Below are 17,393 nucleotides of genomic sequence, written 5' to 3' on the forward strand. Positions count from 1 at the left end.
CCCCCCCCCCCCCCCCCCCCCCCCCCCCCCCCACCCCCCCCCGCCCCCCCCCCCCCCCCCCCCCCCCCCCCCGACTCTTTAAGACTTGCCGCAGGGGTGGGTCACATGCCGTCGCCGGACCACTCGCCGCGGGAGCGGGAGCGGACGGGGAGGGTGGAGATGACGGGGAGGTGGTCGTGGTTGTGGTCGTCGTAGTTCTCGGCGTGGCCGCCCCACTTGACCCACTCTTCGGTGGTGTACCAGTTGATCAGCTCGCCGTCCGACCGGATGATCCAGTCGATGTCGGTCTCGGCGATGAAGTGGCCGTGCTTGACCCCGGCCGGGCGGAAGCAGTACGTGCCGTCGTCGATGTCGCCGAAGTTGTAGGCCATCTTGCCGCCGAGGGTGTAGAACTCCTCGTAGCAGGGGTGGTGCGCGAGCCGGTGGTCGGTCCAGCCCTTCTTCGCCCGGATCAGCCGGGTGTAGAAGCCGGTCTTCGGGTCGCGGTGCAGCAGCTTGATGTACAGCGGCGTGAGCGGCCCGACGCTGGGCGCCTCGGTCCACTCCATCTTGTTGGAGTCGATCACGGTCGCCTCGCCCACGGCGTCGGCCCACCGCTGTGCGCCGGGATCGAACCCGCAGTCGCCGTACTCGCGCCAGTGCAGCACCCGGCTGCCCTCGCGCACCTTGATCCAGTCCATCGGCACCCCGCGCGGCACCTGCACGTAGCCGCCGGCCCCGATCTCGGTGCCGCCGTAGCTCAGCGAGCCCGAGACCACGTAGAACTCGGTGTTCGCGTGCGGCACGCCGCCGCCGCGGCCCCAGTCGGCGGGGAAGTCCAGCGACAGCGAGGACGAGCCGTCCTCCTCGTCGACGGACAGGCGGCGCTCGCGCACCTTGCCCTCGCCGTACGGCAGCTCGCCGACGTGCCAGATGTAGTCGTCCTCGTGGATCAGTTCGACGTGCGCTCTCACTGCGGTTCGCTCCTCAACTGTCGTTTCAACACCTTGCCGGCGGCGTTGCGGGGCAGCGCGCCGGGGAACTCGTACGACTTGGGCACCTTGTAGCCGGACAGCCTGCTGCGCAGGTGGGCGTCGAGGTCGGCGGGCGCGACGGCTTCGCGGCACACCACGTGCGCGACGATCCGCTCGCCCCAGTGCTCGTCCGGCACCCCGACCACGGCCGCCTCGACCACCCCCGGGAACGTGACCAGGGCCTCCTCGACGTCACGCGGGTACACGTTGACGCCGCCGGTGATGATCACGTCCTTCTTGCGGTCCACGATGGAGATGAACCCCTCGTCGTCGACCACCACGATGTCGCCGCTGGTCATGAACCCGTCGGGGGTCGTGCAGGCGGCCGTGGCGGCGTCGTTGTCCAGGTACCCGTTCATCAGGTACGGCGAGCGGCTGAACAGCTCGCCCGGGGTGCCCGGCGGCACCGGCTGCCCCTCGTCGTCGACGACGCGCACCTGCGTGGCGAACCAGGGGTGGCCGACGGAGCCGGCCTTGCGGCGGGCGTCGGCCGGGCGCAGGTTGGTGATCACACCGGCCTCGGTGGAGCCGTACAGCTCGTGCACGCCGACGCCGCCGAACGCGTCGAGCACCCACTCCTTGAGCGGGCGCGGCAGCGCGGCGGCGTTGAAGTAGAGGGTGTCCAGGCTGGACAGGTCGGCGTGGGCGGCCGGTTCGGCGGTCAGCGCGCGGATCAGCTGCGCGTGGGTGGGCACCAGGAACACCGACTGCGCCCGGTCGCGCGCGATCATCTCCAGCACGTTGCCCGCGTCGAAGCTGCGCAGCATGCTGACCGTGCCACCGCAGAACACCGCCGCGTAGGCGAACGCGAACCCGGCCCCGTGGTACATCGGCGCGACGGCGATGGTCCGCCGCCCCGGCCCCAGGCCCCATTCGAGCGCGGCGGCGTAGAAGGTGAGCACCCGGGAGCGGTGCGAGATCTGCACGCCCTTCGGGTCGCCGGTGGTCCCCGAGGTGTACGCGACGCAGAACGGGTCGCGCTCGGACACGGCCGCCCACGGGTCCCGCGCGTCGGCGGCGGCCAGCACCTGCTCGTACTGCTCGCCGACGGCGATGGACACGTCGAGCGCCGGGGCGAGGTGGGCCAGTGCCTCGTCGGCGAAGATCGCGCGGGCGCGGGAGTGCCCGACGATGAACTCGATCTCGGGCCCGGCCATCCGCGGGTTGAGCGGCACCAGGACGAGGCCGGCCTTGGCCAGCCCGGCGGCGATCTCGGGATACTCCAGGCGGTTGCCGAGCAGCACCGCGACCCGGTCGCCGGCGCGCAGCCCGCGGGCCAGCAGCGCCTGCGCGAGCCGGGAGGAACGCTCGTCGAGCTGGGCGTACGTCAGCCGCCGGGCGCCGTCGACGACCGCCGTGACGGCCGGGGTGGCACGGGCGAACTCCCGTACCCCACCGGCGATGTTGAGCTCCGCCCCATCCACCATGCCCTGAATGGAAACACCGTTTCCATTCTGAGGCAAGAGCCGGTTCAGCCGGGCGGGAAAGTCCCGGCGCGGCCCAGCATGGCCGGAGCGGTGATGCCGAGGCGATCGGCGATCCAGGTGCCGGTCGCGGCCAGCCGGCCGAGATGCGCGCCGGTGTCGACCCCGGAGCGCTCCAGCAGGTAGGCCAGGTCCTCGGTGGCGATGTTGCCGGTCGCGGCCGGGGCGAACGGGCAGCCGCCGATGCCGCCGGCGCTGGCGTCGAGCGCGAGCACCCCGTGGTCGAGCGCCGCCAGCGCATTGGCGTACCCCGTGTTGCGGGTGTTGTGGAAGTGCGCGCGCAGCGCCACGTCCGGAGCGACTTCGCGCACGGCCGCGACCAGCGCGGCGACCTGGCGCGGCACGCCGACCCCGATGGTGTCGGCGAGGCAGATCTCGTCCGGAGCTACCTGCGCGGCGGAGATCAGCCCGGCCACGTGCCCGGCAGAGACCTCGCCGGTGAACGGGCAGCCGAATGCGGCGGCGACGGTCAGCGTGGTGCGCAGCCCCGCGGCGCGGGCGTCGGCGGCGACCGCGTCCCACTGGGCGAGCGACGCCGCGCTGGTCATGCCCTGGTTGCGCTGGGAGAACTCGTCGGTGGCGACCAGCACGTAGTTGACCTCGTCGACGCCCGCCGAAGCGAGCGCCCGGTCCAGCCCGCGCCGGTTGAGCACCAGGCCGATGTAGGACACGTCCGCGCGCCGGGGGACCGCGGCGAGCACCGCCTCGGCGTCGGCCATCTGCGGCACCCGGGCCGGGTGGGCGAACGCGACGGCCTCGATGCGGCGCACTCCCGCTTCGAGCGCGCGCGTGATGTACTCGACCTTCACCTCGGTGGACAGCAGTGTCTGCTCGTTCTGCAGCCCGTCGCGCGGACCGACCTCCACGATCTCCACGGCACCCTCGGTTCCTCTAGCGAAACAGCGTTTCCAAAGCATAGGATGCGGCCGTGACAGGCGCACTATCCGACATCAGGGTGATCGAGACCGGCACGCTGCTGGCCGGCCCGTTCTGCGGCCAGCTGCTCGGCGACTTCGGGGCCGAGGTCATCAAACTCGAGGACCCGGGCAAGGGCGACCCGATGCGCCAGTGGGGCCGGGAGAAGCCGCACGGGCAGTCGCTGTGGTGGCCGGTGGTCGCCCGCAACAAGAAGTCCGTCACCTGCAACCTGCGCGTCAAAGAGGGCCAGGACCTGGTACGCCGCCTGGTCGCCGACGCGGACGTGCTGCTGGAGAACTTCCGCCCCGGCACCCTGGAACGCTGGGGGCTGGGCTGGGCCGAGCTGTCCGCGATCAACCCGCGGCTGATCCTGGTCCGGGTCACCGGCTACGGCCAGACCGGCCCGTACGCGCCGCGCGCCGGCTTCGGCTCGATCGGCGAGGCGATGGGCGGCATCCGCTACGTCACCGGCGAAGCCGACCGGCCGCCGTCGCGCTCGGGCATCTCGCTGGGCGACTCGCTGGCCGCCACGTACGCCGCGTACGGCACCCTCGCCGCGCTGCACGCCCGGGAGCGCACCGGCGTCGGGCAGGTCGTCGACTCGGCGATCTACGAGGCGGTGCTGGCCATGATGGAGTCGCTGCTGCCCGAGTGGGCGGTGGCCGGCTACCAGCGCGAGCGCACCGGGGCGGTGCTGCCCAACGTGGCCCCGAGCAACGCCTACCCGACCGCCGACGGCACCGAGGTGCTCGTCGCCGCCAACCAGGACACCGTGTTCGGGCGGCTGTGCGAGGTCATGGGGATGCCGGAGCTAGCTGCCGACCCGCGGTACGCCACGCACGGCTCGCGCGGCGCGCACCAGGCCGAGCTGGACGACCTGATCGCGGCGTGGACGCGTGCCCAGCCCGCGGACAAGCTGCTGGCCGCGCTGCACGAGGCCGGGGTGCCCGCGGGTGGCGTATACACCGCCAAGGACATGCTGGCCGACCCGCACATCGCGGCCCGCGAGGCGATCGTGCGCGTGCCGCACCCCGACTTCGGCGAGCTGCCCATGCAGAACGTCGCCCCGCGCCTGTCCGCCGACCCCGGGTCGGTGCGCTGGGCCGGGCCGACGCTCGGTCAGCACAACGACGAGGTGTACGGCGACATCCTGGGCCTGTCCGCGCAGGACCGCGCCGAGCTGCGGGAGCGGGGCGTCATCTGATGGCGCTGGACGCCGACTACGCGCAGGCCGGGTTCGCCCGGCGGCTCGGCTGGGGCGAGCGCCCGGCGGTGCTGCTGGTCGACCCGGTGGCCGCGTACACGGTGGCGGGTTCGCCGCTGCGCCTAAACACCGGGCAGGCGGCGCTGGACGCGATGGCCGCGCTGCTGGCGGCCGCGCGGGCGGCCGGGCTGCCGGTGGTGCTGACCGGCGTGCGCTACGCCGACGCCAGTTGCGCCGAGGCTCCGCTGTTCGCCGCGAAGGTGCCCGCACTGGCGGCGTTCGCCGCGGGCAGCCCGCTGGGGGAGTTTCCGGCGGAGGTGACTCCCGCGCCGGGGGAGCATGTCGTGCTCAAGCACTACGCGAGTGCGTTCGCCGGGACCTCGCTGCCGGCCTGGCTCACCGCCAACCGGGTGGACACCCTGGTCATCGGGGGCTTCTCGACCAGTGGCTGTGTGCGGGCGTCGGCCGTGGACGCGCTGCAGCACGGCTTCCGGCCGATGGTGGTGCGTGAGGCCTGCGCCGACCGCGACCCGGGCCCGCACGAGGCGAACCTGTTCGACCTCGACGCCAAGTACGCCGACGTGGTGAGCCTGGCCGAGGCGCTGTCCCGGCTGGTCTGAACGCAGGAGGACTCCCCGGCCCGGTGCGCGGGCCGGGGAGTGTCCTGACGGGTCAGGACTGCGGCATCAGCACGGTGTCGACGATGTACACGGTGCCGTTGCGGGTCTGCACGTTGCCGCAGACCACCTTCGCGCTGTCGTTGACCTTGAAGTCGGCGCCGCTGCCGGACACGGTCAGGTCCTGGCCCTCCAGGGTCTTGTGGGTGCCCGCGAGCTGCTCAGGCGCGGTCTTCCCGGCCACCACGTGGTAGGTCAGGATCTTCGTGAGCAGTTCCTTGTCGGCCAGCACCTTGTCCAGGTCGGCCTTCGGGATCTTCGCGAAGGCGTCGTTGGTGGGCGCGAAGACGGTGACCGCCTCGGCGTTGTTGAGCGTGTCCACCAGGCCGGCCTGCTTCACTGCGGTGACCAGCGTGGACAGCAGCGGGTTGCCCGAGGCCGCGGTCGCCACGGGCTGCTGGGCCATCGCCTCGAAGCTGCCCGGGTTGTTCGGGTCCTTGGGTACGGCCGCGCAGCCGGGCCCGAACTCCTCCGCGGCCATCGCGGCGGTCTTCGTGCCTGTGGGCTGGGTGGCCATGGTGTCGGTGCCGCAGGCCGTCAGGGCCAGCGTGAACGCAAAGGTGCCGGCGGCCGCGAGCGCGGTCAGCCTCTTCTTGCCGAGCATGTCGAAGTCCTTCCTCCGGTACGACGTCAGGAGGGATTCGGCCCTGGGCTCGGCATGGTTTGGTCAGATCGCCGGATTTTTTATTTTTCTGCTTTCTGAGCGCTTTGAGAGTTTCTTTCGGGTGACTCGGCGCCGGTCCGGTACAGCGCCTCGATCACGCTCGCGTACTTGCGGACGATCGCCGCCCGGCGCAGTTTCAGCGTCGGCGTCAGCTCGTCCCCGCCCGGCGCCCACACCGCGTCCAGCACCTCGTACCGCTTGATCTGCTCGACCCGGGACAGCTCGGCGTTGCCCGCGGCGACCCCCGCCGCGATCGCGTCCGCGACCGTGGCCGCACCGTGCCGCGCGGTGTGCGACGCCACCGCCTCAGGGTCGAACACGATCAGGGCCACGTTGTACGGCCGCCCGTCGCCGACCACGACCAGCGCGCCGATCAGCGGGCAGGCCGACTTGACCACGCCCTCGATGTTCGCCGGGGACATGTTCTTGCCCGCCGCGTTGATGATCAGTTCCTTCTTGCGGTCCACGATCGACACGTAGCCGTCGGTGTCGATCGTGGCCACGTCCCCGGTGCGCAGCCAGCCGTCGGCGTCGAACGCCTCGGCGGTGCGGGCCGGGTCGCGATGGTAGCCGCGGGACACCAGCGGGCCGCGGATGAGCAGCTCACCGTCGTCGGCCAGGCGCACCTGCACCCCGGGCGCGGCGATGCCGACGGTGCCGGGGCGGATCGCGCCGGGCGGGTTGAGCGTGCTCGCGCCGCAGGTCTCCGACATGCCCCAGATCTCGCACACGGGCAGCCCGAGGTCGAGGAAGAACTCCAGCACCGGCACGGGCAGCGCGGCCGCCCCGCACATCGCCCAGCGCATCCGGTCCATGCCCAGCCGGGCCAGCACCTGGCCGAGCACCACGCGGTCCGCGACCCGGGCCAGCACCCGCGCGGCAGGCCCGCCCCGCCTGCCCCGGCCCCACCGCAGCGCCAGCCGGAACGCCCACCGCCGCGGCACGGGCGCGTCGAGCAGCGCGTCCTCTATCCGGGCACGCATCTTCTCGAACACCCGCGGCACCGCCGCCCAGTACGTCGGGCGCACCTGGGCCAGAGCCGGACCGAGCTGGGTCAGGTCGGCCAGGCAGGTGATCCGCGCGCCGTAGAGCAGTTGCAGGTAGTGGCTGGCCAGCCGGTCGGCGACGTGCGCGGCGGGCAGGTAGGACAGCCCGTGGTCGGCGCGTTCCAGCGGGAACAGCGCGGTCACCGCGTCCGCCTCGGCCAGCAGGTTGGCGTGGGTCAGCTCGACGCCCTTCGGCGGCCCGGTGGTGCCCGACGTGTAGATGAGGGTGAGCAGGTCGTCGGGCTGCACGGCACGCCACGCGGCATCGAAGTCGAAGCCGGATTCGGCCAGCGCGCACAGCTCGTCGAGGGTGATCGTGCCGTCGGGCCGGCCGTCCACGCAGACGAGGTGGTCGTATACCGCGCCGCTCGCGACGATGCGCGGCGCGTACTGCGCCTCGCAGATCACGATCCGGGCCTGCGCGTTGCCGAGCACGTAGGCGATCTGCGCGGGCGAGGAGGTGTTGTACACCGAGAACGGCACCGCGCCGAGGTGGATCGCGGCCGTGTCGGCGAGGTGGAACTCGGGCCGGTTGGCGAGCATCAGCGCGATGGTCTGCCCCCGGCGCACACCCACCCCGGCCAGGCCTGCCGCGATCGCGCGCACCCGCTCGGCGTACTCGTGCCAGGTCAGCTCCGTGTCGGAGCCGTACGCGCCGAGCGCGACGGTGTCGGGTGCGACCGAGGCGGTGGCCTGGAACGCCGCGCACAGGGTCGCGGCACGCGGCGTCGTCGCGGGCGGGTCTGCGGGGAGCATCGGGTCCTCTCCGGATCGGGTCAGCGCAGGTGCAGCAGTTGCATGGCGCGCACCGCGGCGGTCAGCGCGCGGGCGTAGCGGGCCTGCCCGGGACCGGCCGGGGGCGCGAGGTTCAGCCGCTGGTGGGCGATGGTCTGCGCGGCGGTGTACGCGAGCAGCCCGGCGGTGCCGTGGCGGCGGCCGAGCCCGGACGACTTCATGCCGCCCATGGGCGCGTCGTGCGAGGCGTACGCGGCGGCGTAGCCCTCGTTGATGTTCACGGTCCCGGCTCGCAGCCGCCGGGCCAGCGCCCGGGCCGCCCCGGTGTCCCGGCTGAACACGGCGGCGTTGAGGCCGTACTCGGTGTCGTTGGCCAGCTCGACGGCCGCGTCGTCGCCGGGCACCGCGTACACCGCGACCACCGGCCCGAATGTCTCCTCGCGGTACACCGCCATGGCCGGGGTGACCCCGCCGAGCACGGTCGGCTCGTGGAACAGCGGGCCGAGATCGGGCCGCGCCGCGCCACCGGCCAGCACGACCGCGCCGCGCCCGGTCGCGTCCTCGACGTGGCGGCGGACCGTGGCCAGCACCCGGGGCAGGCTCAGCGAGCCCATCTGCGGGCCGTAGTCCAGGTCGGCGGACAGCCGGAGCCCGCGCACCAGGGGCAGGAAACGGTCCAGGAACGCCTGGTGCACGCGCTCGTGCACGATGATGCGCTCGGCGGACAGGCACAGCTGCCCGGCGCTGGCGAAGCAGGCCCGTACGGCGGCATGGGCGGCCTGGTCGAGGTCGGCGTCGGCGCGCACCAGCAGGGAGTTCTTGCCGCCCAGCTCCAGTGAGCAGCCGATCAGCCGCCGCCCGGCCCCGGTCGCCACGGCCCGCCCGGCGGCCGTGGAACCCGTCAGGCACAGGTGGTCCGCGCCGTCGAGCAGCGCGTCGCCGATGTCGGCGGGCTCGCCGGTGACCTGCTGCCACACGCCGTCGGGCAGACCCGCCTCGGTCATCAGGTCCCGGGCCCAGGCCGCGGTCCGGGCGGTCTGGGTGTCGGGCTTGTGCACGACGGCGTTCCCGGCCAGCAGCGCGGGCACGATGTCGGTGACGGCGAGCGCCAGCGGGTAGTTCCACGGCGTGATCACCCCGACCACGCCGAGCGGGTGGCGCACCTCGACCGCGTACGTGAGCAGCGGCAGCGCACCGCCGCGGCGGCGGGGCCGCAGCAGGCGCGGCGCGCGGCGGGCGTAGTAGGTGCTGACCAGCGCCGCGTCGAGCACCTCCTCGTGCGCGTGCAGCCGGGCCTTGCCGGTCTCGCGCTGGACCAGGTCGAGGATCTCGTCCTGGCGGCGCAGCAGCAGCGCGGCGAAGCGGCGCACCGGCCGGGCGCGCTCGCGCGGCGGTTGTGCCGCCCAGCCGCGCTGGGCCGCGCGGGCCCGGACGTAGGCCAGCGCGACGTCGTCGGCAGTGGACTGCCGCACGGGCGGGAGGGGCTCGCCGGTGAGCGGCGCCAGCGGGACGGCGTCGGCCCCACGGCAGTGAGGGGTGCCCATGCGTGCACGGTAGCCCTTCGCGCCGCAAACGCAAGAGGGTCGTTGCATCAACGCAGGTCAGCGCAAGATAAATCAAGCGCGCTTGACTTTTATTGCCCGGCTGATGAGGGTGGGTGCCGTGCCGAACCTCGTGACCTCGACCGTGGAGCGCGGCGTCGCGACGCTGACGCTCGACTCCCCGCACAACCGCAACGCCCTGTCCGCGGCGCTCGTCGCGCAGCTCGGCGACGCGCTGACCGCCGCGGCGGCCGACCCCGGCGTACGCGCCGTGGTGCTCACCCACACCGGCAAGGTCTTCTGCGCCGGCGCGGACCTGACCGAGGCCGCCGGTGGCGGGATCGCCGAGGGCGCCGCCCGCCTGCTGGCCCTGCTGCGAAGCATCGTCGAGCTGCCGAAACCGGTGGTGGCGCGAGTGGACGGGCAGGTGCGCGCGGGCGGGCTCGGCCTGCTCGGCGCGTGCGACATCGCGCTGGCCGGGCCCGCGTCCGGGTTCGCGTTCACCGAGGCCAGGCTGGGTGTCGCGCCCGCGGTGATCTCGCTGACCACGCTCACCCGGATGCCCGAGCGCGCCGCCGCCCGCTACTACCTGACCGGCGAGGTGTTCGACGCCCCGGCCGCCGTCGCCTGCGGGCTGGTCACCCTGGCCGCCGACGATGTGGACGCGCTGCTGGCCGAGGTGCTGGCCGGGCTGCGCGCCGCCTCGCCGCAGGGCCTGGCCGCGTCCAAGCTGCTGACCACGGCGGCGGTGCGGCGCGCCTTGGACGAGCAGGGAGAACGCCTGGCCGAGGAGTCGGCGCGGCTGTTCGCCACCGACGAGGCGGTCGAGGGCATGACGGCGTTCCTCCAGCGGCGCAAGCCGTCCTGGGCGGCGTGACCTGCATATCGATATGTTGGCATAAATCATTTCTTGTCTCGTGTGGGGAAACGGTGTTCCACTGTGCGAACCATTCCCTCTACGAGAGGAACAGCGATGTTGAGACGAGCGATCCTCGTGCTGGCACTGATCACCGCCGGGGTGGCGGGCTTCGGCTCGCCCGCCGCGGCCGACAGCTCCACCCCGGGCGCGTACGCCGTGGGTTATGTCGACGCCTCGGTCAGCGCCTCCGGCCGCTCCTTCAGCGCCCGGATCTACTACCCGGCGGCCGCCGCGGGGCAGAACGCGGCCGTGGCCGCCGGACGCTTCCCGGCCATCGCGTTCGGGCACGGCTTCCTGCAGAGCGTCAGCAAGTACTACAGCACCATGCAGCACCTGGCCTCGTGGGGCTTCGTGGTGGCCGCGCCGACCTCGCAGGGCAGCCTGTTCCCCAGCCACAGCGCCTTCGCCGACGACCTCAACGCGCAGCTGACCTGGCTGGTCGCGCAGGACACCACGGCGGGCTCACGGTTCAACGCGCACATCACCACCACCAGGCTGGGCCTGTCCGGCCACTCCATGGGCGCGGGCGCGAGCGTGCTGGCCGCCTCCCGCAACCCCGCGGTCACCACGGTGGCCAACCTCGCGGCCGCGGAGACCAACCCGTCGGCGGCCACCGCCGCGGCCTCGGTGCGCGTGCCGATGATGCTGGTCGCCGGGGAGAAGGACGGCACCGCGCCGATCGCGAGCCACCAGCGCCCGATCTACCAGGCCAAGCCCGCGCCCAAGCAGTTGCGCACCATCGTCGGCGGCTTCCACTGCGGCTTCATCGACTCGTCGTCGGCCTTCTGTGACAGCGGCACCATCACCCGCGCCGTCCAGCTGCAGATCACGCGGCGGGTGCTGACCGACTGGTTCCGCTACTACCTGGCGGGGGACACCACGGCATACAACGCCGTCTGGGGCTCCGGCGCGACGAGCGACCCACAGGTCGTCTTCGAGGGCGTCGCCTAGGTGGGCACGGGGGTGCCGGGTGCGGCCGCCGATCGCGGACCGCACCCGGCATCCCGCCGTCCGGCCACGTGGGGCGCGTTACGGGCAGTCGCGCCGGGCAGCGCCGGGCGGATGCTGCCGGGGTCGGCGTCAGACCAGGCCCGCCGCGTAGACCCGGGCCCCCAGGTCGGCCAGCACCGCGTTCGCTGCGCGCCGGCCGGAGACCAGGGCGCCCTGGATGGAGCTGGTGTCGCGGTGGTCGCCGCAGACGTAGCGCCCCAGGCCGTGGCGCACCGGGCGGCGCATCCGGTGCGGGGCGGGCATCGCGGGCAGCGCGTGCGGGATGCGGTACGCGTCCAGCAGCTGCCAGCCGTCGGTCGGCACCTCGTACAGCACGGACAGCCGGGACCGGATCGCCCGTTCCAGCTCGTCGATCGGCGTGGTCGTGTCCAGGGTGGACGTCGCGATCAGCGCCCGGCCGTCGGTGGCGTACCCGGCGGCCGCCGCCGTCATCACGACGGTGTTGGTCACCAGGCCGCCGCTGCCGGGGTCCACGGTCAGCATCGGCTGCGCGGACGGGGCACCGAAACAGGCGTGGTAGAACGTGGTCACCCCGTGCCAGGCGGGCGCGCGCAGGCCGGGCAGCAGCGCCGCAGCGGTCGCGCCGTCCGTCGCCACCACGACGGCCCGCGCCGTGATCTCCTCGTCGCCGTGCACCGCGACACCGTGCGGGGTCAGCGCGTCGACCCGCGCGCCGGTGCGGATCGTCCCGGCGGGCAGGCGTGCCGCGAGCAGCCGGGGCAGCGCCTGCATGCCCTGGGCGGGCACCGCCGCCCCGCCGCGCAGGAACATGCGCCACATGAGATGGAAGAAACGGCCCGAGGTGTCGAGCCGGTCCTCCAGGAACACCCCGGCCAGGAACGGCCGCAGCACCCGGTCCACGGTCGCCGGCGACAGGTCGGCCGCCTTCAGCTCGTCGAGGGTGGACAGGTCGGGCTGGCGCAGCACCGCCGCGGTCGAGCCGAGCGTGTCCCGGGCCGCCAGCTCCACCAGCGTCAGCCCGTCGGCGGGCGGCACCAGCCCGGCGGCCAGTGCGAGCGCCGCGGTCGGGCCGGGGCGCAGCTGGTGGGTGCGCCCGCCCCAGTGCACCGCGAGCCCGCGGGTGAACGGCCGCAGGTGCAGGTCGGCCAGGTCGCACTCGTCCAGCAGCGCCGGGTAGGCCGGGCACAGCGTCTGGAAGCCGCGGTCCAGCAGGAAGCCGTCGACGGCGTCCGTGCGCACCCGCCCGCCGATGTCGTCGGACGCCTCCAGCACGGTCACCCGCAGCCCCGCCTCGGTGATCCGCCGGGCGGCGACCAGACCGGCCAGGCCCGCGCCGACGACGGCCACGTCGCAGTGTTCCGCCATGTCCTCAGGCTAGGCCGCCGCACCTGCGGCGCAGCGGGTTTCGCCGGAGTGCGTCGATCGGCGGCACACGGTTCCTCTAGCGAAACACTGTTTCCCGTACATAGGATGCTCGGCACCGGGCCGGACCGCCCGGCCGAGCCCTGGAGGTTAGGCGCATGGCCGTCCCCGCTGTCGATGAGCAGGTCCGCGAGATCGCCGCGTATCCGGGACGGCCGCCGGTGCGGGTGACCCGCGGCCGCGCCGCCCCGTTCGGCTGGTGGCCCGCGGTCTGCATCGCGCTGGTCGCGCTGATCGACCGGATCGAGTACAACCTGCTGGCCGGGGCGCTGCCGGCGATCCAGCGCGAGTTCGGGTTCGACGACGGCGCGGCGGGCGCCATCGCCACCGCCGGGGCGATCGCCGCGGTGCTCCTGCTGCTGCCCGCCGGGCGGCTGGCCGACACGGGGCGGCGCACCTGGACCGTCGCCGCCGTGGTGGCGGTGTGGGCGGTGCTCACCCTCGGCACCGGCCTGGCGGGCTCCTACGCCATGCTCTTCGGGGTGCGGGTGCTGCTCGGGGCGGCCGGGCAGCTCTACAACCCGCCGTCGTCCAGCCTGCTCGGCGACCTCTACCCCGGACCCAGCCGGGCGCGCGCGTACGGCCTCGAACGCGCCGCCTACTTCGCGGGCCTGCCGATCGGCGTCATCGCGGGCGGTGCGCTGGCCAAGGCGTACGACTGGCGTACCGGCTTCTTCCTCGTCGCGATCCCCGGCGCGGTCATCGCGGTGCTCATGCTCACCGTGCGCGAGCCGGTCCGCGGCGTCGGCGACCGCCTCAGCTCCTGGTACGCCGACCCCGCCACGGCGACGGCTGCCGGGTCGTTGCCCGCGGGCGGCGCGGAACCCGCAGCGGGCGGCGGCGCGGTGGACGCGGCCGCACCGGCGGCCCTGCCCGGCACGGGTTCGGCGGGTTTGTCGGGACTGGTCGCGCAGGTGCGCGAGCTGTGGGCCATCCGCACGCTGCGGTCCGTGGTGAGCGGGCTGAGCATCCTGTTCTTCGGGCTGGGCGGCCTGTTCTTCTGGATGCCTTCGTTCTACCAGCGCGAATTCGGCCTCGACGAGGCCGCCGCGGCCGCGGTGGGCGGCGGCGCGGGCCTGGTCGGCATCCTCGCCGGGATCGGCCTGGGCAGCTGGCTCGGCGACCGCGGGCACGGCCGCCGTCCCGGCTGGCGGGTGCTGCTGGGCGGCTGGTCGCTGCTGTTCGGCACGGTCGCGCTGGCCGGAGCGGTGGCGATCGGCCCGTTCGTGCCGCAGGTGGTCTGCTTCGGACTCGCCAACGTCGGCTTCGCCGGGGCGATCGCGAACCTGACCGCCGCCAACGCCGACGTGGTCGCCGCGTCGCGGCGCGGACTGGGCTTCGCGGTGCTCCAGTCGGTGATCACCCTGGGCGGCGCGCTCGGGCCCTGGCTCATCGGCGAGGCCTCCGACGCGACCGGTTCGCTGCGCCTGGCGTACGCCGTGGTCATCGCGCCGCTGGTGGTCGGCAGCCTGATCGTGCTCCGAGCCTGGCGCAGCTACGACGCGGACGCCGCAGCCGCCCTGTCCGCCGGCGACACGGCCCCGTGATCGTCCGAGTTGCCAGGCAACCGGGCGGATGAGGTCGCAAGATACGCACACCTGCCGGGCAAGTCGGGCGATCAAGGCCCGGGGACCCTGGTGAGATCCCTAGGGCCGGGGTGGCGGGAGTGTCGGTGACCTTGCAGAACGCCGGGTCAGAGGCGGTACCGCTGACAGCATCCGGGCCATGAGACCCCCAACCCACACCATCGCCCGGAGGCTGCTCGGCGCGGCGGGCGCGCTGACGCTCGCCGCCGTCACCCTGTCCGCGCCCGCGGCCGCGGCGGAGGAACCACCGCGCCGCCCGTACCAGCAGGTCAAGATCTGTGATCTGAGCATGTGCTACATCGCCTGGCGGGTCATCGACTCCGACGGCGACGGCTACTGCGACGCCGACGAGCTGGTCGCCCGCACGGACCCGTTCGACCGCAACAGTTTCCCGTCCCCGCAACTGCTCGCCGAGCTGGCCGTCGGCCGGTCGCTGCCGTCGTTCGAGTACGGCCAGGGCGTGTTCGTGCTGCTGCCGCTGGAGACGATCAAGCTCCGGGAGCAGGTCGACCGCGGCTGGACGGAGTCGTTCCCGCTGCCGACCCGCAAGGACTCGCTGGCGCGGATGGGCGTCGACGCCAAGCTGCTGGACGCGTTCGGCCTCGACCCGAACAGCGACGGCCTGACCCTGGGCCTCGACCTACCCGGCTCGGGCGGCAGCGGGCTGCCCGCCGGGATCAAGCTGGGCAGCCTCGACATCTCGCTGATCAGCGCGGGCGGCGGCGCGTCGTTCGCCGCCAACCGGGGCGGCGTCAAGAACAACACCCGCGACGACGACGGCTTCGGCGACGTCACCGAGTACTACGACGGCTCGACCGCGCACACCAGGGTCGACAAGGACACCGGCACCACCGACATCGCGTACACCAACCCGGACGGCTCCAACGGCCCGGTGGTGACCATCGAGCGGGACTTCGGCTACGACGGCGACACCCGGGTGGAGACGGAGACCACGACCGTCACCGGCGCGGACGGCAGGGTCGAGTCGGTCTCGACCACGGTCACCCGCACCGAGCCGGACGGGAGCAGGGAAAGCCAGACCGACAAGACGACCTACAAGCGGGACGAGGACGGCGAGGTCACCGGCACCGTGGTCACCCACTCCGAGTCGTCGACCCCGGCGGGCGGCACCACCACGAGCGGGCATACCACCAGCCGGTGCGACGAGAACGGCCAGAACTGCACGCAGGTGGGCTCGTCGGGCGGCTACTTCGACGAGAGCCAGGCACCGGTCGCCGTCACCGAGGAGATGATCCAGGGCGTGCTCAAGGTGCGCGGCGCGGCCATCAACGTGGTCCAGGGCTGGACGCCGCCGGGCGACGGCAACCCGGAGGCCCCGGACCCGAGCGTGATCGTCAACATCGACCCGGACTACGTCGGTGAGTACGTCCTGGTCGAGCCGAAGCTGACCACGCACGCCCAGCCGAGGTACGCCAACGACCTGCCCCACCCGATGGACGGGGCTCCGTTCCCGCCGACCGGCGGCTGCGGCGGACTCTGCTGAACCTGGCGCCGCCGGGCCCGGCCCTCTCTTCCCCGGTCGGGTCCGGCGGTGTCAGCCGCGTTCGAGGATCAGCAGGTTCTGCGCGGTGACCACGGCGACGGCGAGGGTCTTGTAGCCGACCTCGTCGAACAGCACCGTCATCCGGTCCTTCTCGTAGCCGAGCACCATGCCGGTGCCCCAGTCCGCGTGGCGCACCGTGCTGTGCAGCGGGTACGGCACGTCCTCGGACAGCACCTCCGAGGTGCCCTCGTGGCAGCTGTCGCAGTGCCCGCAGGGCTGGTTGAGCTGCTCGCCGAAGTAGCCCAGCAGCGCCTGCACCCGGCAGCCGCGCATCTCGGCGAACCGGCGCATCATGTCGGTGCGCGAGCGCTGGCCCGCCTGGTACCGCCCGTGTTCGGCGATCGCGTCGCGGGCCGCCTGGTCGGGCAGCGGCGCGAAGCGCGGCACGCTCAGCTCGCCCTTGACGCCGGTGGCCACCGCGCCGACCTGCTCCAGCAGGCTCAGGTGCGCGGCGAGCTTGCGGGCGTTGTAGCCGGTGGTCTTGGCCAGCGCGGTCTTGGAGACCGGACCGCTGTGCAGGGCGGCGGCGACGGTGCGCAGCTCGGCGAGGTCGGGCGCGCCGCCGTTGAAGAAGCGTTGCAGGGCCACGTCCTCGGCCCGGTGCAGCAGCAGCGCGTGCGCGGGGTCGCCGTCGCGGCCGGCCCGGCCGATCTCCTGCAGGTAGCTGTCGGGGGAGTCCGGCAGCGCCATGTGCACGACGAAGCGGATGTTGGGCTTGTCGATGCCCATGCCGAACGCCGACGTGGCGACCATGATCGGCACCCGGTCGGCGAGGAACGCCTCGTGCGCCCGCGAGCGCACCCCGGACGACATGCCCCCGTGGTAGGCCGTGGCCTCGTAGCCCGCGTCGGTGAGCCGCTGGGCGAGCTCCTCGGCGGCGCGCCGGGTCGGCACGTACACGATGCCCGGCGGGGTGGCCTCCTCCAGCAGCTTGAGCAGCCGCCGCCAGCGGTAGTCCTCACTGGGGCAGTGGGTGGCCTCCAGGAACAGGTTGGGCCGGTCCAGCCCGGTCAGCACCACCTTGGGCTTGCGCAGCCCGAGCCGGGCGATGATGTCCTCGCGCATCGGCGGCGACGCGGTGGCGGTCAGCGCCACCACCGGCGGGCGGCCCAGGCCCCGGATCAGGTGCCCGATGGTGAGGTAGTCGGGCCGGAAGTCGTGGCCCCACGACGAGATGCAGTGCGCCTCGTCCACCGCGACCAGCGCGGGTCGCAGCGCCTTCACCTCGGCCATCCGCTCCGGCGAGCTGAGCTGCTCCGGCGTGATGAACAGGAACCGGGCCGTGCCCGCGCGCAGCTCCTGCAGGGCCGCGGCCTGCCTGGCGGGGGTCTCCGCGGAGCTGATCCGCACCGCGCGCAGGGCCGGGTTGCCCCGGTCGTTGAGGTTGGCGATCTGGTCCTGCTGCAGTGCCAGCAGCGGCGAGATCACCACCGTCGGTCCCTTCAGGAGGGACGCGGTGACCTGGTAGACGGCCGACTTTCCGCCGCCGGTGGGCAGCACCACCACCGCGTCGCGGCCGCGCAGCAGGGCGCGCATGGCGTCCAGCTGCGCGGGCCGCAACCGGTTCCAGCCGAAGTGGTCGCGGGCGGCGCGGCGCAGGCGCAGGGAGCGGAATAAGAACATCATCGCCGCGACTCTAACCAGTTCG

The 17,393-nt window shown here is 73.4% G+C and carries 14 protein-coding genes; 6 read left to right on the top strand and 8 right to left on the bottom strand.

Annotated elements, in window-relative coordinates; genetic code table 11:
- Positions 1–101: 101 nt before the first annotated feature.
- From F6W97_RS16610 to F6W97_RS16620, 3 genes are read right to left on the bottom strand one after another with little or no spacing between them, the layout of a single operon-like run.
- On the bottom strand, positions 102–953 hold the full coding sequence (locus tag F6W97_RS16610) for a DUF4437 domain-containing protein (protein WP_155371245.1): 852 nt from the start codon (positions 951–953) through the stop codon (positions 102–104).
- The gene (locus F6W97_RS16615) at positions 950–2,440 is read right to left on the bottom strand and encodes a class I adenylate-forming enzyme family protein (protein WP_155371246.1); all 1,491 of its coding nucleotides are present in this window, start codon (positions 2,438–2,440) and stop codon (positions 950–952) included. The genes F6W97_RS16610 and F6W97_RS16615 overlap by 4 nt, the downstream gene beginning before the upstream one ends.
- Positions 2,441–2,484: 44 nt before the next feature.
- Complete coding sequence (locus tag F6W97_RS16620) at positions 2,485–3,372, bottom strand: hydroxymethylglutaryl-CoA lyase (RefSeq protein WP_230686731.1); 888 nt, start codon at positions 3,370–3,372, stop codon at positions 2,485–2,487.
- Between the two features lie 53 nt (positions 3,373–3,425).
- On the opposite strand from F6W97_RS16620, the gene F6W97_RS16625 reads away from it, so the two are divergent.
- Entirely contained in the window at positions 3,426–4,619 is a 1,194-nt protein-coding gene (locus tag F6W97_RS16625) for a CaiB/BaiF CoA transferase family protein (protein WP_155371248.1), read from the top strand.
- Positions 4,619–5,239: an isochorismatase family protein gene (locus F6W97_RS16630; RefSeq protein ID WP_155371249.1), complete on the top strand. Its 621-nt coding sequence runs from the start codon at positions 4,619–4,621 to the stop codon at positions 5,237–5,239. Before F6W97_RS16625 ends, F6W97_RS16630 begins: the two co-directional genes overlap by 1 nt.
- A gap of 52 nt (positions 5,240–5,291) precedes the next feature.
- Here the strand turns inward: F6W97_RS16630 and F6W97_RS16635 are convergent, their stop codons facing one another.
- The 3 genes from F6W97_RS16635 to F6W97_RS16645 form a co-directional block, all read right to left on the bottom strand.
- Positions 5,292–5,900, bottom strand: a complete 609-nt coding sequence (locus F6W97_RS16635; RefSeq protein ID WP_155371250.1) for a fasciclin domain-containing protein — start codon at positions 5,898–5,900, stop codon at positions 5,292–5,294.
- A gap of 80 nt (positions 5,901–5,980) precedes the next feature.
- A complete protein-coding gene (locus tag F6W97_RS16640) occupies positions 5,981–7,762 on the bottom strand; it encodes an AMP-binding protein (protein ID WP_155371251.1) in 1,782 nt (593 codons plus the stop codon).
- 20 nt (positions 7,763–7,782) lie between these two features.
- Complete coding sequence (locus F6W97_RS16645; protein ID WP_230686732.1) at positions 7,783–9,285, bottom strand: succinic semialdehyde dehydrogenase; 1,503 nt, start codon at positions 9,283–9,285, stop codon at positions 7,783–7,785.
- Positions 9,286–9,403: 118 nt separating this feature from the next.
- Between F6W97_RS16645 and F6W97_RS16650 the strand changes: the two genes are divergently transcribed.
- Positions 9,404–10,159 carry an enoyl-CoA hydratase family protein gene (locus F6W97_RS16650; protein WP_230686733.1) on the top strand — a complete coding sequence of 252 codons (756 nt, stop codon included), beginning with the start codon at positions 9,404–9,406 and terminating at the stop codon, positions 10,157–10,159.
- A gap of 96 nt (positions 10,160–10,255) precedes the next feature.
- Positions 10,256–11,152 carry an alpha/beta hydrolase family protein gene (locus tag F6W97_RS16655; RefSeq protein ID WP_155371254.1) on the top strand — a complete coding sequence of 299 codons (897 nt, stop codon included), beginning with the start codon at positions 10,256–10,258 and terminating at the stop codon, positions 11,150–11,152.
- A gap of 129 nt (positions 11,153–11,281) precedes the next feature.
- On the opposite strand, the gene F6W97_RS16660 is transcribed toward F6W97_RS16655, so the two are convergent.
- Positions 11,282–12,538: an NAD(P)/FAD-dependent oxidoreductase gene (locus F6W97_RS16660; protein WP_155371255.1), complete on the bottom strand. Its 1,257-nt coding sequence runs from the start codon at positions 12,536–12,538 to the stop codon at positions 11,282–11,284.
- 155 nt (positions 12,539–12,693) lie between these two features.
- Between F6W97_RS16660 and F6W97_RS16665 the strand changes: the two genes are divergently transcribed.
- Both F6W97_RS16665 and F6W97_RS16670 read left to right on the top strand, forming a co-directional pair.
- Positions 12,694–14,142 carry an MFS transporter gene (locus F6W97_RS16665; protein ID WP_155371256.1) on the top strand — a complete coding sequence of 483 codons (1,449 nt, stop codon included), beginning with the start codon at positions 12,694–12,696 and terminating at the stop codon, positions 14,140–14,142.
- Between the two features lie 178 nt (positions 14,143–14,320).
- On the top strand, positions 14,321–15,685 hold the full coding sequence (locus tag F6W97_RS16670) for a thrombospondin type 3 repeat-containing protein (protein WP_155371257.1): 1,365 nt from the start codon (positions 14,321–14,323) through the stop codon (positions 15,683–15,685).
- Positions 15,686–15,736: 51 nt separating this feature from the next.
- On the opposite strand, the gene F6W97_RS16675 is transcribed toward F6W97_RS16670, so the two are convergent.
- Positions 15,737–17,371: a RecQ family ATP-dependent DNA helicase gene (locus F6W97_RS16675; RefSeq protein WP_155371258.1), complete on the bottom strand. Its 1,635-nt coding sequence runs from the start codon at positions 17,369–17,371 to the stop codon at positions 15,737–15,739.
- Between the last annotated feature and the right edge of the window lie 22 nt (positions 17,372–17,393).

It is taken from the genome of Catellatospora vulcania, assembly GCF_009720385.1.
GTDB lineage: Bacteria > Actinomycetota > Actinomycetes > Mycobacteriales > Micromonosporaceae > Catellatospora > Catellatospora vulcania.

What these genes read in the sequence shown, in the direction of transcription:
- F6W97_RS16615 (WP_155371246.1), bottom strand. Translation starts at nt 2,440, where the DNA reads ATGGTGGATGGGGCGGAGCTCAACATCGCCGGTGGGGTACGGGAGTTC.
- F6W97_RS16630 (WP_155371249.1), top strand. Translation starts at nt 4,619, where the DNA reads ATGGCGCTGGACGCCGACTACGCGCAGGCCGGGTTCGCCCGGCGGCTC.
- F6W97_RS16635 (WP_155371250.1), bottom strand. Translation starts at nt 5,900, where the DNA reads ATGCTCGGCAAGAAGAGGCTGACCGCGCTCGCGGCCGCCGGCACCTTT.
- F6W97_RS16640 (WP_155371251.1), bottom strand. Translation starts at nt 7,762, where the DNA reads ATGCTCCCCGCAGACCCGCCCGCGACGACGCCGCGTGCCGCGACCCTG.
- F6W97_RS16645 (WP_230686732.1), bottom strand. Translation starts at nt 9,285, where the DNA reads ATGGGCACCCCTCACTGCCGTGGGGCCGACGCCGTCCCGCTGGCGCCG.
- F6W97_RS16655 (WP_155371254.1), top strand. Translation starts at nt 10,256, where the DNA reads ATGTTGAGACGAGCGATCCTCGTGCTGGCACTGATCACCGCCGGGGTG.
- F6W97_RS16660 (WP_155371255.1), bottom strand. Translation starts at nt 12,538, where the DNA reads ATGGCGGAACACTGCGACGTGGCCGTCGTCGGCGCGGGCCTGGCCGGT.
- F6W97_RS16665 (WP_155371256.1), top strand. Translation starts at nt 12,694, where the DNA reads ATGGCCGTCCCCGCTGTCGATGAGCAGGTCCGCGAGATCGCCGCGTAT.
- F6W97_RS16670 (WP_155371257.1), top strand. Translation starts at nt 14,321, where the DNA reads ATGAGACCCCCAACCCACACCATCGCCCGGAGGCTGCTCGGCGCGGCG.
- F6W97_RS16675 (WP_155371258.1), bottom strand. Translation starts at nt 17,371, where the DNA reads ATGATGTTCTTATTCCGCTCCCTGCGCCTGCGCCGCGCCGCCCGCGAC.